The sequence below is a fragment of the Lysinibacillus sp. SGAir0095 genome, assembly GCF_005491425.1.
Taxonomy (GTDB): Bacteria; Bacillota; Bacilli; order Bacillales_A; family Planococcaceae; genus Ureibacillus.
In genome coordinates this window covers 3,095,558-3,109,311 of the sequence record NZ_CP028083.1, presented here as the reverse complement: position 1 = coordinate 3,109,311, position 13,754 = coordinate 3,095,558, and the positions used below count along the sequence as shown (strand labels likewise).

17 protein-coding genes are annotated in these 13,754 nt (G+C 34.3%); 13 read left to right on the top strand and 4 right to left on the bottom strand.

Annotation, left to right across the window (positions count from 1 at the left end; all coding sequences use genetic code 11):
• Window positions 1-6 precede the first annotated feature (6 nt).
• The 7 genes from vanR to C1N55_RS15465 all read left to right on the top strand — a co-directional run bounded on the left by vanR (window position 7) and on the right by C1N55_RS15465 (window position 5,660).
• Complete coding sequence (gene vanR, locus C1N55_RS15500) at window positions 7-702, top strand: vancomycin resistance response regulator transcription factor, VanR-F/VanR-M family (protein ID WP_137729646.1); 696 nt, start codon at window positions 7-9, stop codon at window positions 700-702.
• Window positions 695-1,792 (top strand): sensor histidine kinase, encoded by a 1,098-nt coding sequence (locus tag C1N55_RS15495; protein ID WP_137729645.1) that lies wholly within the window; start codon window positions 695-697, stop codon window positions 1,790-1,792. The genes vanR and C1N55_RS15495 overlap by 8 nt, the downstream gene beginning before the upstream one ends.
• Before the next feature lie 118 nt (window positions 1,793-1,910).
• A complete protein-coding gene (gene vanY / locus C1N55_RS15490; RefSeq protein WP_137729644.1) occupies window positions 1,911-2,810 on the top strand; it encodes a VanY-A/VanY-F/VanY-M family D-Ala-D-Ala carboxypeptidase in 900 nt (299 codons plus the stop codon).
• Window positions 2,811-2,827: 17 nt separating this feature from the next.
• Window positions 2,828-3,376 (top strand): VanZ family protein, encoded by a 549-nt coding sequence (locus C1N55_RS15485; protein ID WP_137729643.1) that lies wholly within the window; start codon window positions 2,828-2,830, stop codon window positions 3,374-3,376.
• Between the two features lie 554 nt (window positions 3,377-3,930).
• Window positions 3,931-4,260, top strand: coding sequence for a four-helix bundle copper-binding protein (locus tag C1N55_RS15475; protein ID WP_137729641.1), 330 nt, complete (start codon window positions 3,931-3,933; stop codon window positions 4,258-4,260).
• A gap of 547 nt (window positions 4,261-4,807) precedes the next feature.
• Window positions 4,808-5,182, top strand: a complete 375-nt coding sequence (locus C1N55_RS15470; RefSeq protein ID WP_137729640.1) for a hypothetical protein — start codon at window positions 4,808-4,810, stop codon at window positions 5,180-5,182.
• Window positions 5,172-5,660, top strand: a complete 489-nt coding sequence (locus C1N55_RS15465; RefSeq protein WP_137729639.1) for an endolytic transglycosylase MltG — start codon at window positions 5,172-5,174, stop codon at window positions 5,658-5,660. Before C1N55_RS15470 ends, C1N55_RS15465 begins: the two co-directional genes overlap by 11 nt.
• Window positions 5,661-5,942: 282 nt before the next feature.
• On the opposite strand, the gene C1N55_RS15460 is transcribed toward C1N55_RS15465, so the two are convergent.
• Window positions 5,943-6,452 (bottom strand): DinB family protein, encoded by a 510-nt coding sequence (locus C1N55_RS15460; protein ID WP_137729638.1) that lies wholly within the window; start codon window positions 6,450-6,452, stop codon window positions 5,943-5,945.
• A gap of 115 nt (window positions 6,453-6,567) precedes the next feature.
• A complete protein-coding gene (locus C1N55_RS15455) occupies window positions 6,568-7,116 on the bottom strand; it encodes a TetR/AcrR family transcriptional regulator (protein ID WP_137729637.1) in 549 nt (182 codons plus the stop codon).
• 151 nt (window positions 7,117-7,267) lie between these two features.
• On the opposite strand from C1N55_RS15455, the gene C1N55_RS15450 reads away from it, so the two are divergent.
• On the top strand, window positions 7,268-7,912 hold the full coding sequence (locus C1N55_RS15450; RefSeq protein WP_137729636.1) for an NAD(P)-dependent oxidoreductase: 645 nt from the start codon (window positions 7,268-7,270) through the stop codon (window positions 7,910-7,912).
• 14 nt (window positions 7,913-7,926) lie between these two features.
• On the top strand, window positions 7,927-8,271 hold the full coding sequence (locus tag C1N55_RS15445; RefSeq protein ID WP_137729635.1) for a DoxX family protein: 345 nt from the start codon (window positions 7,927-7,929) through the stop codon (window positions 8,269-8,271).
• A gap of 905 nt (window positions 8,272-9,176) precedes the next feature.
• Here the strand turns inward: C1N55_RS15445 and C1N55_RS15435 are convergent.
• Window positions 9,177-9,524: a hypothetical protein gene (locus C1N55_RS15435; RefSeq protein ID WP_137729633.1), complete on the bottom strand. Its 348-nt coding sequence runs from the start codon at window positions 9,522-9,524 to the stop codon at window positions 9,177-9,179.
• Between the two features lie 317 nt (window positions 9,525-9,841).
• Between C1N55_RS15435 and C1N55_RS15430 the strand changes: the two genes are divergently transcribed.
• The 3 genes from C1N55_RS15430 (at window position 9,842) to C1N55_RS15420 (ending at window position 11,758) form a co-directional block, all read left to right on the top strand.
• Window positions 9,842-10,315 carry a peptide-methionine (S)-S-oxide reductase gene (locus C1N55_RS15430; protein ID WP_137729632.1) on the top strand — a complete coding sequence of 158 codons (474 nt, stop codon included), beginning with the start codon at window positions 9,842-9,844 and terminating at the stop codon, window positions 10,313-10,315.
• A gap of 194 nt (window positions 10,316-10,509) precedes the next feature.
• Complete coding sequence (locus C1N55_RS15425) at window positions 10,510-10,986, top strand: hypothetical protein (protein WP_137729631.1); 477 nt, start codon at window positions 10,510-10,512, stop codon at window positions 10,984-10,986.
• Between the two features lie 289 nt (window positions 10,987-11,275).
• Entirely contained in the window at window positions 11,276-11,758 is a 483-nt protein-coding gene (locus C1N55_RS15420; protein WP_137729630.1) for an HXXEE domain-containing protein, read from the top strand.
• A 488-nt stretch (window positions 11,759-12,246) separates the two neighbouring features.
• On the opposite strand, the gene C1N55_RS15410 is transcribed toward C1N55_RS15420, so the two are convergent.
• Complete coding sequence (locus C1N55_RS15410) at window positions 12,247-12,840, bottom strand: TetR/AcrR family transcriptional regulator (RefSeq protein WP_137729628.1); 594 nt, start codon at window positions 12,838-12,840, stop codon at window positions 12,247-12,249.
• Window positions 12,841-12,980: 140 nt separating this feature from the next.
• Here C1N55_RS15410 and C1N55_RS15405 point away from each other — a divergent pair, with 140 nt between their 5' ends.
• Window positions 12,981-13,751: an SDR family NAD(P)-dependent oxidoreductase gene (locus C1N55_RS15405; RefSeq protein ID WP_137729627.1), complete on the top strand. Its 771-nt coding sequence runs from the start codon at window positions 12,981-12,983 to the stop codon at window positions 13,749-13,751.
• Window positions 13,752-13,754 lie beyond the last annotated feature (3 nt).

Sequence of the window (13,754 nt, the reverse complement as noted above, 5' to 3'; positions counted from 1 at the left end):
GGGAAGATGAGAGATATTTCGATATTAATTGCTGACGATGATGATGAAATTGCTGATCTGATTGCCATTCATTTGGAAAAAGAAGGATACCATGTTATTAAAGTTTCAGATGGGCAAGAGGCTTTAAGAGTTGTCGAGACTCAAGCTATTGACTTGTTGATTTTGGATATTATGATGCCGAAAATGGATGGGTATGAAGTAACGAGACGTATTCGCGAACAACACAATTTGCCCATCATTTTTTTGAGTGCTAAAACGTCGGATTTTGACAAAGTACAGGGACTGGTAATTGGAGCAGACGATTATATGACGAAGCCATTTATTCCGATTGAAATGGTTGCTCGGGTAAATGCACAGTTGCGACGCTATATGAAATTGAATCAACCTAAAACCAAGCAGAACTTAAATTTGGAATTTGGAGGATTAATGATATCTCCTGAACAACGTACTGTTACTCTATATGGCAAGAATATTGAATTGACCCCAAAAGAGTTTGAAATTTTATATTTACTAGCTAGTAATCCAAATAAAGTTTATAGTGCAGAAGATATTTTTCAGAAGGTATGGGGAGATGCATACTATGAAAATGGAAACACCGTTATGGTTCATATACGAACTTTACGGAAAAAACTTGAAGAGGATCAGCGAAAAAACAAATTGATTAAAACTGTATGGGGAGTAGGCTATAAATTCAATGGGTAAAAAAATGAGAGGTTTTCGTTCCAAAATGATAACATTGTTGGTTTTAAGCATGGTGTTGTCTGGCGCCATAACATACATACTCTATAAGATGCTCCAATTGTATTATTATACTAATGTTGATTATGGAGATACACTAGCATATTTTCGCGGAATTATAGGAAATATTGGTGATTTTAACTTCTTTTTATTATTATTTATCCCACTTTCAATATACTTTTTCTTTATACTTACAAAACCATATTCTGCCTATTTCAATGAAATTTCAAAAGGAATTCATTCTCTAGCGCAGGGGGATTTTAAGTATCGAGTTCAAATATCTTCAAATGATGAATTGAGTGATATTGCACAAAGCATTAATCTAGCAAGTGAAAAATTGGAAGAAGCGATTCTGCGAGGGGATTTTTCGGAAAGCAGCAAGGATCAATTGGTCGTAAATTTGGCTCATGATTTAAGGACGCCACTTACTTCTGTTTTAGGATATTTGGATTTATTACTTAAGGATGAGAGTTTGACTAAGGAACAAGCAAATCACTTTTTAACGATTGCCTTTACAAAATCTCAACGATTAGAAAGGCTAATTGATGAATTATTCGAGATTACTCGAATGAACTATGGAATGCTGCCAGTTGAAAAAAGGAGAATTAATTTAACAGACCTACTTAATCAACTAAAGGAAGAATTATATCCTGTATTTGAAAAAAATCATTTGGTTGCTCGAATGAATAGTACTGGACATTTACCCATCTTTGGTGATGGAGCTTTGATAGCACGGGTTTTTGAAAATCTTTTAACTAATGCAATCCGTTATGGATATGAAGGTCAATATGTCGATATTAATGGTTTTATAGATGGTGAAGAAGTGATTGTTCAAGTTGTTAATTATGGTGATAGCATTCCTTCTGCTGAACTCCCGTACCTTTTTGATATGTTCTATACCGGAGACAAAGCACGAACTCATCAAGAAAATAGCACAGGTCTGGGTTTATTTATTGCGAAGAATATTGTGGAACAGCATAATGGTACGATTAATGCCGAAAGTAGCGTAATACAGACAGTTTTTGAAGTAAGGTTACCAAAGGGAAATGAATAGAATACTGAGAAAAGTTAAATTCAGGTAGATGATTTAAGAAATATTTAAGATTTACCCTACTCTTTTTTTAAATAGTTTTCCCTATTCTAGTATCTATAAGGATAAGGAGGAACTTTAAATGAAGAAGTGGGGACTTTTTTTGTTATTATTATTTTGCTTTTGTTTCCCTTTTATAAATATTGAAACGGTTTTTGAACCAAAAAATGAAATACAAAATGAGGAACAATATGAAGATGATAAAGTTGAGGATAGTAGGTTTTCTGACAAAGTCCAAATTGAAAAGATTACAGAAGAACAAATTTACCAGGGAAATCTGCTTTTGGTCAACAGTACATATCCAGTACACCAAGAGAGTATTAAATCTGATACCATCAAGCTATCTACGCGCAAGGAATTGACAGAGGGGTACGGATTGTTAAATAGTGAAATTTACTTGTCAGAGGATATAGCACGAAAATTTTCAGATATGATTACCGCTGCAGGAAAAGAAGGAGTACGTAATTTCTCCATCACTAGTGGTTTCCGAGACTTTGATGAGCAAAATTCACTTTATCAAGAAATGGGTTCCAATTATGCCTTGCCTGCAGGTTATAGCGAACACAATTTGGGCTTATCGCTTGATGTTGGATCTACTCAAATGGAGATGGCTGAAGCCGAAGAAGGAAAGTGGATAGAAAAAAATGCATGGAAATACGGGTTCATCTTACGTTATCCAAAGGATAAAACGGCAGTAACAGGAATTCAATATGAACCGTGGCATATCCGCTATGTTGGTTTACCGCATAGTGCGATAATGAAGGAAAAGAATTTGGCTTTGGAAGAATATTTGGTTTTCCTAAAAGAAGAAAAAACCATTTCTGCTAGTGTAAAAGGGGAATTATATGAGATCTCTTATTACCCTGTAACCAAAAATACCTCCATTCAAGTGCCGTCCAACCTTCATTACGAGATATCAGGTAACAATATGGATGGAGTAATTGTGACAGTGTTTCCCGAAACAACACATATTAATCGTTAGGAGTTAAAGAGCGCGGAATGAAAAAAATGAAATTTCTAAACAGAATTATTATACTCGCCCTATTTACTTTTTATATGTACGCATTATTTAGGATTATTCTATTTAAGTTCCGTTGGAGAGATATGACTTTTCTCTGGCAACAACTTCAGAGGAATCTTGAGAATCCAGATAATCTCATGTACCAATTGCAAAGAGGTAATTTAATACCGTTTAAAACAATGTTCATTAATATTCAAAGTCTTTCGTGGCATGATTTAAGTAATTTGCTTGGGAATATCGGATTGTTCGCACCGTTTGGAATGTTCCTTATATTGCTGTCAAAAAATAAAGGGATGTCAATCATAGGCGTATTAGCTCTATCTTTTAGTTTAAGTTTATACTTAGAATGCTTACAGATTATTTTTTCTCTTGGAATTTTTGACGTGGATGACCTAATACTAAACACTTCTGGGGGATTGCTTGGCTATGGTGTTATCAAGCTTTATGACAAGATTAATAATAAGTTTACAGTAGATACACCAAGCATTGTCAAAAATAGAAATATTGTTGAAAAACAGGAATTTTAAATCGAGAAAGTTGAATCGTAACATTGCTATCGAATTCTGTATATTTAGCAAAACGGGAAAAGTCACTAGAAACAGGCTGGTGAAAGAAGATGTTATTTTACAAGTTAATAAAGAAGTAATTCTTATTGAACTAACGGGTGCAATTCTTGAAGAATTGTGCCCTTTTCAGCAATCGGACCAGATTGTTGGTGCGAAATGATCCTGACAAGAAATGCTGGAACCGATTTGGGAAGCTAAGTTTTATAAACCTAGTTATGGTTTTAAATCTAATCGCAATACACATCATGCGAAAATCAAGTTTGATACACTCATCAATCGAGCATGCCTATATCATTGTATAGATGTTGTTATAAAAGGGTTTTTCGATAATCTTAAGGCTCATCGTAAACAAACGAATAAAAGAACTCTCTATGTAGATATTCAAGAAATAGTAATTGTGAAGGGTTACACTTAAACTAAAGAATTAGTTTAAGTACAGTTTAAATTATGAATTATGTTTTAGGATACGGTGGGAGGGTATCGAAATAATGTATAATTAAAAGGAGGAATTTATAATGGCCCATGAACAATATCTGTCTGTAATTGAGTCACTTCATGAATGTATGGTAGCCTGTAATCATTGTTATGATGCTTGTTTGAAAGAAGAAGATATGAAAATGATGGCAGAATGTATTCGTCTTGATAGAGAATGTGCAGAACTTTGTGCTTATTTTGAACAAGCGATAAGCAGAGGAACACCATTTCTTTCAGAGTTGGCGGAAGTATGTGCAAAAATTTGTGAAGCATGTGGTAATGAATGCAAAAAACACAACCACGAACACTGTCAAAAATGTGCCAATGCTTGCTTGAAATGTGCAGAAACATGCCGAAGCCTGATTGCTTAAATATTGAATAAGATAGGAGTGTTTTCCTCTTGTAGGATACACTTCTTTTATTTTAAATTTTTATAATAACACTCTTCAACAATCGAGCGCTTTCCTTGAATTAGGAAGTGCTTTTTTTATTAAATGCCCATATAGTTGAGAATATTTACAAAATATTATTATGCAATCGAGATTATGTAGCATTTTAGTAGTTACGGTTATTTGGAACATGAAAAAGAGAGAATGGCTCGAGAGATTGAAAGAGATATAGAGACTGAACTAGATTCCTACAATAGAACTCCGTTTGGAATGAGCCCATAATTGGAATCTAACTAAAGTTTTCTTCACTTCTCACAATGTTCCATTTATACCGACTTAATAAGTAGATCATTCAGTAGCAGCAGTAAAATAACATTATAAATATAAAAAGGGAAAATGAATCTTTCTAATCGTTCAGTCCTTTTTTACGAATGACCTTTGTAGTATTTTGTAGAATTTAATCGAAATATAGTAGTTTTCAAAGTATAATAACTTGGTCAAATTAGTTTATACAAAGGAGGATTGAACGATGGAATGGACTTTAACTGGACTATTTATCGTGGCAGTACTACTACTCATATATTCAATGTACAAAAATAAGCAAGCTTCAAAGATAGAACAACGCGAAATTGATACGGTATATATGACGATAATGGAGGAGGTTACTAAGCTTCAAAACGAAATTCGAGTTTTGACTTTAGAAAATGAAATACTTTCACAAAAAGCAGGGCTTAGTAACGATGAAAGAGAATTGCGACGAAAATTACTAGATTTATACAAGAGAAATTTTAAAGTGGAGATTATGGCTGCTAAATTTAAGCTTGAAACATCAGAGGTAGAAAAGCTTCTAGCTCCATATATGCCATTAAATAAGGAAGGGAGAACGGTAGCAAATGAAAGCTAATCTGATAAATAGCTTTGCTGCAGGTCTTCTCATCAGTGCGGGTGTTTGTGGAACTGTCTATTTTTCACAGTCTACTACCAAAGAACAAACGGATCAGGTGACAGCGAAGTCCATAGCGGAAGAGGAAATGAAAACGAGCCTCTCGAATGCTGGGTATGTTATTTTAACTAAAACAGAATGGGACGAACAACTAGCTGTTACGGAAAAAGAAACAGAAACAAAAGGTCAACAAACTCAAAAAGAACACACGGACCAAGATAATGAGAAAGTAATCTATCGTACAGTTATCAATGTGGCATCAGGAATGACGAGTATCGAAGTTGGAAATGCATTAGTGCAGGGGGAAATCATTGATAATGCTATGACCTTTTTCAATGAAGTGGAAAAAAGGGGACTGGCAAATGATTTAAAGCCTGGTATCTTCAAATTGGATAGTAATATGTCGTTGGATGAAGTCATCAATACAATTTTTAAGTAATAATTACTCTTCAATTCATTCTTTAGGAATATGTTGCGCCAGTACTTCTGTTGTTCTGTATTCTTCAGATGTATTGGCTCCTCTTCCAATGTTCATTAAAACTGACTCTTTTAGGAGATCATGGTTATAAAAGCAAAATTAAAAATGAGTCCGGTACAATACCAATACCGAACTCATTTTAATTTTACCCAAGCTGCCAAATGAAATAACCGTGCCTAACTTTTTAGGGATCGCTTCACAGCATTAAATGAGAAATTAGGTTTTTCATTAAACGAAAAAGTCTTATAAGTATTTATCACTAATCACTTTCAAATGGTGTAACTCGTGACCGACAATGCCATATGCAAAGGTACCTATCGAAACTGTGGTGTTCATTACAGTTCCATTACGATCCCACGCTGCATCATCAATGGTTGAAATAAGACTTATCGTGTTGGAGCGTACCGTGTCTAAACCAGCTAGTAGCTGCTCCCAGGATAATTTGTTAAAGTTTGCCGCAGAAACGTATTGATCTTGATCCATTGCTGGGAGTGGTGCACTTTCATTTCGTGCAATGGCAAGTATTCGATACGACATCACACGTTCCACGTCCGCCATATGCCCAATCACTTCTTTTAAAGTCCATTTCCCTGGTGCGTAAGCCTTGCTTGCTGACTCCTCTGATATGCTGCTCAAGAAGGTAATGGTCTTAGTTCGTTGCTTACTAAGTATTTCTTCAATATCTCCATCTGGCACTAGACTAACATACCTTTCATACTCTGGATTTTCAATAGAAAATGGTCGTGGACGCACAAGAATCCTCCTCATCGGAATAGTTAATAATGATTCTATGCTAATATTCAACTTTCAAGAAGATATTTCCTTTTAACTGCCCCTACAAATGATGATTCATATGTAGGGGCAGTTTTTATCTTAATAGTCTAGTAAACGTTTCGATCATTAGGTTATTCGATGGCGTATACCCACTCTTTATATATTTAGTGGATATTCCATATAAGCTCCAGCTAATCGTAATGCTGTGTAGTTCGACTTTTTCATACGTCCACTCTGGATATTTTTGTTTTAATAAATCTCGAAATACCCTGCCAAGCTCTTCTTTAACAATGATTTCAATTTTTGGAGTAAACGCTTCATAACTCCGTGAACATTGATTGGCCAAACCATTTTGAAATGATAATAAGCTAAGGAAAATCTCATTTAATGATTCAGGCGTTAATGCTTCATGAGAAGAAACATTTTTTAGTATCCCCTGCAATACATCTTCACTTAACACTTTCTCTAACAAATCATATTTATCAAAGAAGTGATAATAAAAAGTTGCTCGATTCACTGTAGCTCTTTGAGTAATATCCTTGATTGTAATATCCTTAAAATCTTTTTCAATCGCTAATTCCATAAAAGCTTCCATAATCAATTTTCGTGTTCTTAGAAAACGTGGATCTAATGTTTTATCCATATTACCCTCCATTTTTCCGACATTTGAACCGAAATGTCGTATATACGATTTTTTGGTTGTATTGTTGGTTGTTGCCTTTTCATTACGATTATAGAATTGAATTAACAATACGACAAGTGTTGTATAGTCGGAAGGTGTAGGAGGTTAGAAAATGAACATAACACTATTTGGGGCCAATGGACAGATAGGCCAACAATTTATAAATATTGCTCTACAAAAGGGAGATAAAGTTAAAGCGTTCGTACGCCGTGAAGGTGCCATAAATTTTAAGCATGAAAACCTTGAAATTATTGTTGGGAGCCTGACAAATGAAAAAATATTAACAGAATCAATTCAAGGCCAAGATGCAATTGTTAGTACACTTGGTCCTAATCTAAATGGTGGCCGAAAAGTAAAAGAGTTACCGATTCGTGATGCGCACGAAATGATTTTAAAAGTAATGGAAGCGCAGGGTGTAAAGCGTTTTATTACACTTGCTACACCTGCTACGAAGTCAAATGCTGATAAAAAACAAATCGCTACAGTTATCCCTTCACTTATGCCAAAGCTATTGTTCCCTGCAGGTTATCTAGAAATGAAGGGGATTGAGGAATCAGTGAACGCCAGTAAAGTGGACTGGACAGTAGTACGAATAATCAACCCTAATGTTAAAACAGATGGCAATGGTTATACCATTTCATTTGGAGATTCAAAAGCAAAAATGGGCGTATCTCGAAAAAACGCAGCTAAATGTATGTATGATGCAATTCGACAAAATAAATGGATTGGCAAAATGCCAATTGTTTTTAATATATAAAAGGAGGAGTTTCATTGACAATTATTACTTGGATTTTGCAAGGTCTTTTAGGAGCAATGCTTTTGATGGCTGGTACAATGAAGGTATTCGGTTCAAACATGCATAAGGAGGCATTCTCTAAATGGGGCTACCCACAGTGGTTTCGCGTTGTCACTGGATTAACTGAAGTAGTGGCGGCCGGACTTTTAATTATCGGATATTGGAATGAAAGTATGGCAACAATTGGGGCTGCTATATTAGTAGCTGTAGGTATTGGTGGCGTTATTACACATATTCGAGTGAAAGATACCTTAAAAGATTCTGCAATGATTGGGGTATTAGGTATCTTAGCTTTCGTATTACTAATTATCCTTTTATAAATGAAGTAGGTAAAAAATGAATTCGAATTCAACGATGGGGTGCAATTCTTATTAGAATCGCGCCTTTTTCAGTAATAGAAACTGATTGTTACATGCCATTTATAACATAAATTGGAATTTATGTTATAATTTATTTTGTTAAAAGAATTCACTTAATCTTTCGGAATTTTTAGAGACAGAGAGGAACAACAAGGTGAAGAAGAATACGATCTTTTTATGTATTGCTATTTTAGTTATAGCAGTGGTATTAATCTTTTTTATAACATAGAAGAAAGACCAAACATTCGCCCAAGTTGCCGATGCTCCTGAAGATGCTTATTATGTATTTTATTCTCTTACCCATACGAATGATTTTGAAAGAACAATTGAAATTGACTTAACTGATGATGAAAGAAAAAGATTATCCGAACTTATCAAAAGTACGATTGTAGCTTCAAAACCTGTAAAAGAATTTCCTTCATTTATAACACTTTTGGTCGAACAAAGAGTTCGAGATACGCAAGGCAATGAATTTGATTATTGTATTTATTATGATGAAGACGGTAATGACTATGTGTTTTTCAAAGATCACAATGAATACTATAAAATGAATGATACGAGTATCGGAGATTTATATAGAGAAGTGCTAGAAAACAGGTTGATGGTAAAATAAAGATAGGGACTGCAGAACCTCCTTTTATTAACAGGGTTCTTGTTAAATAACGAACTTCAACAATCTGGCGCAATTCTTAAAAAGGAATTGTGCCTTCTTTAGCAATCAGGCAAGATTATTAAATAACAGGTAAAATCACCATGGCAACTAAAATCAAACCGATTCCAATTCTTCTAGATAGTTATCTTCTTTAATTTTGCTATTGATTAAGTGAACAATATGATGAAAAAAAGCGTGATTGCTCACGCTCATTTCATTGTCGGTTCTTTAATTTTAAATTCCCTTTATTAAACATAATTAGACCATTTAATCTCTCATATATAGCATAAAGTGGATATAAAAGTCCTAAAAAGACAATCACAGAAGGAATATTTTCGACAACAGGGATAAAGTCTGCTAGCAACGACTTTAATGTTTCTGTTAAATAAATAAATAGAGGAAGTATAACTATTAAACCAAGTATAAGAAAAGGCGTAACTTTTGTTTCTTTCAATTTAGCTCTACAATGTGGGCACTTCATAGTAAATGGAGATGAAAAATCCTCAAAGTCTTCAAGAGTAATTGCTTTTTGACAGTTAGGGCAAGGTACAGAAGTTCTCATTACTAGCCTCCTTAGAAATTTACTAAAGTATAATTTAAGTCTAATTTGAAGTAAATAGAAAAAATATGCCAAAGTAATAACTGAACAATGTGCAATATTCTACAGTAGCTTATTCCAAAATCGATCCGTTTCATTAAAGAGGGGGAGGGTCTTTCTTCATGAATAGAGTCATTTTCTGGAATAACACCAAATAAATGAATTTGATTTATATGTTAAAATTTAGGTGAGGTGAAAAGTAATATACTAAGGAGATAAAAAGCGAATTTTCTACAGGGGTAGATTGTTGGGCTAATTTGCTGCATAGGGGAGAGAACAATATGGAAATAGTATATTTTGCAGGTGGATGTTTATGGGGCGTACAAGCATTTGTAAAAACCTTACCTGGCGTTAAGTTTACAGAAGCGGGAAGAGCTAATGGAACTAGTCACACACTTGAGGGTGATTATGATGGTTACGCCGAATGTGTAAAAACAGGATATGACCCAACGATGGTAACTATCAGGGAATTAATGGGATACTTTTTTGAAATAATTGATCCATATAGTTTGAATAAACAAGGACCGGATGTTGGTGAGAAATACAGAACAGGAGTATATAGTGAAAAGCAAGAACACTTAGAAGAAGCGAAGGCATTTCTTAGTGAGAGACATGATTTTGACCGTATAGTTGTTGAGGTATTACCTCTTACAAACTATGTGAGAAGTGCAGAAGAACATCAAGATAGGCTAGCCAGGTGTCCAAACGATTATTGTCATATTCCTGAGGAAATATTAAGTAGATATAGGACGTGATTCTAGAAAAGGAATTGTCCCTCCTTTAGCAATCGGGTCATTTTCTGGGATGACAACCTTTTATGAATGTTGCTAAACGACCCTTTGGGAAGGTTAGGTTATTAAGGGGGACTTACAATATTATCTCTCCAAAATATATTAGAAGAGTTTAATAAATTTAAACGTGTACAGATAATCTGGATGGAGGCAAAACTATGCGATTGATTTTCAATGTTAGTGTCTTATTGTCAGGTTTACTTACAATTTGGGCAATATGGACTGTACAACGATATACAAACAATTTCAATCCAGATGGTGATAATCTCATGTGGAGCAATGGGAATCCAGGGTTATTTTTTATCGTTTTCCCAATGCCAATTCTCGCATATTTTTTATTTTCCATGATATTCGTATTCGAAGCCATCCATCATAAACTCAAAGTAAGTAGAAAGCATTCTATTATAGGTTACACATTATTATTTATCATTTTAGTTAGTTACTCGTCATATCGAATAATAGATTTTAATATAACGGCACAACCTTATTTTGAATATGAAATTGGCTATCTTAATCCGTATTCAAATGATTTATTTTTCAATGTATGGACATTATTAGCGGCACTATGTATTTCTGCTATTTTGTCTTTGTATTTAGAAGGTCGGGAAAAAACAAAGTCAAATAGAAATGTTTAAACGTATTAATAACTTAATCGAAATGCTTCAGGTATGCTATCTAAATAAAAACGTGACTATTTTTACGAAGTAAATCTGCATTTTTTAAACGATATCTCTTAAACTATCAAGAGCTTCAGTTGAATAACGACTTTCACAAAAACGAAAAAACAATCTTCAACAAAATGGCCAGATTGTTGAAAACCCACATTCAATATATTAATGGATACTTATGTTGAATTGAATGAGGGCACCTGAATAGATATAAGAAAGTTTGAGAAAGGAACCTTTATGGGTGGGGAAAAGGTAGATGGAGTATTATTTCATAGTATTTTTTTGTTTTGCTATCACACTTCATAATATTGAGGAAGCAGTATGGTTGCCTGAGTGGTCCCAACACTCTTCAAAGTTTCAAAAGCCAGTAACTTCGAGTGAATTTCATTTTGCTGTCATTTTTATCACAATTTTGGCTTACTTAGCTGCATTTAGTTATTTATTTATGCCAGAATCAGAACTTGCAAAATGGTTTTTTATAGGCTTTCTAGGTTCAATGATTATTAATGCAATTTTTCCACATCTAATGGCGACCATATTGATGAAAAAGTATGCACCTGGACTACTTACTGGATTATTACTTAACATTCCAATAAATTCATTAGTGATCTATCAAATGTTTTCGAAGAATTTGATTGTATGGAAAGAGCTAGTCATATCTACATTTGTTGTAGGAATTAGTTTATTGGCACTAATTCCGTTTTTGTTTAAAATGGGTGGAAAAATAACTTCTTCTTAACCTATTGATGGAAGCCAAAATGATTTATTCACATTATTAAAAAAGATAGACTAGGACTAAAAAAATTCCAAGGTTTTCATCTTCTTGTTGGGTAGAGCTTTTCTCAATTGAATACAATGTTATTTAAAGGGGTGTTTTTATTTGAATGTATCTTGGTTCTTTGTAATTTTTATTCTAGGTATATTAATATTTGCTTTAATAATCGATTTAAGGAGTAAGAAAAGGAATAATAACCCTCATATTTTAACCAATCCAAACGCTAAGCCTGGGGACAGTTCCAACTATACTATGGGAGATAATAGATACACAAACGGGGGCTAATAATAATTGATTCTATCCGTATTGACGGATTCCACAATGGCGCATTTCCAAAGCAAGGGATATGCGCTTTTGTTTCGTAAAAATGCAATCCGAAAAAAAAATCAAAAAAGAACCTAACAGATAATGAGTTGGCAACAGATAAAATATAGTTAACTAAAATTTGTTTGTTAAGCGTCAATTTCTTTTATTACAAACCCTTTTGCAAAAGTGTTTAAAATTCGTATGAGACGCTCTGTCATTTCACCGGGTGTCGCATCAAAATCTTGTGCTATCCAGTCCAAAATCAACCCTGCCGTCCCATATGCCATATAGCGCTTTTGGGAGTAATCATCAACCAAGGACACGCCGTATTGAATATCAAAGTTCCCTTTTAGTAAGTTAAAAATCGCTTCAGGTATTTGCTGGTGAATGCGTGGCAATGTATCTTCTACAAGAAGTAATGTGAAGTAATCACGGTGATCGTAAATGTAATACAACAATTCAAAGGAGTTTGGTGTCAACTCCTGTACATTCACCCGACTATTACTTTTATATTTAGACATGCTGGTATACTGGATGGCTTCAAACATTTCATCCATTAACTCTTCAACAAGATCATAAATGTTTTGATAGTACACATAGAAGGTTGTTCGATTATATTGTGCATAATCTACAATGTCCTTCACTGTAACAGCACTAAATCCCTTTTTATGGACCATTTCAATAAATGCCTTCTTCAAGAAATGCTTTGTACGCAAAGCTTGATTGGAATTGGATTTCATCAAATTATCTCCTACTATTAGACAGATTGATTAAAAGTGTTGGTTTCTCCAACATTATAGCAAATATTAAGGATGGCTTACAGAAAGTGAAACCGACTAAACTATAAATGTAGCTAAATTTTTTAGGGGAGGTACAAAACATGAGATTTGAAAACAAAGTTGTCATTATTACAGGTGCTGCAGGAGGAATCGGTAAAGAGATAGCTCGTAAGCTTGCAGGTGAAGGAGCAAAATTAACCCTGGTGGATTTAAATGAAGCTGCTGTGAAAGCGGTTGCAGAGGAACTTAACTTAGGTGAAAATCGCGTCCTTGCGTTAAAGGCAGATGTTTCAAAAGAAACAGAAGTAAAAAATTATGTTGAGCAAACTGTAGAAAAATTTGGTCGTATTGACGGATTTGCAAATAATGCAGGGGTTGAAGGTCCAGCGAAAATTTTAGAAGAAATTACAGAAGAAGATTTCGATTTTGTCTATAACATTAACGTAAAGGGTGCTTTCTACGGCTTAAAATATGTAATGCCAATTATGAAGCAGCAAAAAGCAGGTTCGATTGTTAACACTGCTTCCGTGGCAGGATTAATCGGTTCGCCAAATATGATGCTGTATAATTCATCGAAACATGCACTAATGGGCATAAATAAAGTAGCCGCTTTAGAAGCAGCTCCATATAATGTGCGTGTGAATACAGTAAACCCTGGTGTTATTAATACTCAAATGATGCGCCAGATTGAAGCGAAAGTTGCACCAGGTGCGGCTGAAGCAGCACAATCCGCCTATCAAGATGCAGTTCCAATGAAGCGTTATGGTGAGCCACAGGAAGTAGCTAATGTCATTGCATTTTTACTATCAGATGAAGCTTCTTATGTAAGCTCTTCATCATACACAGTAGATGGATCTTTATACAATGTTTAAATA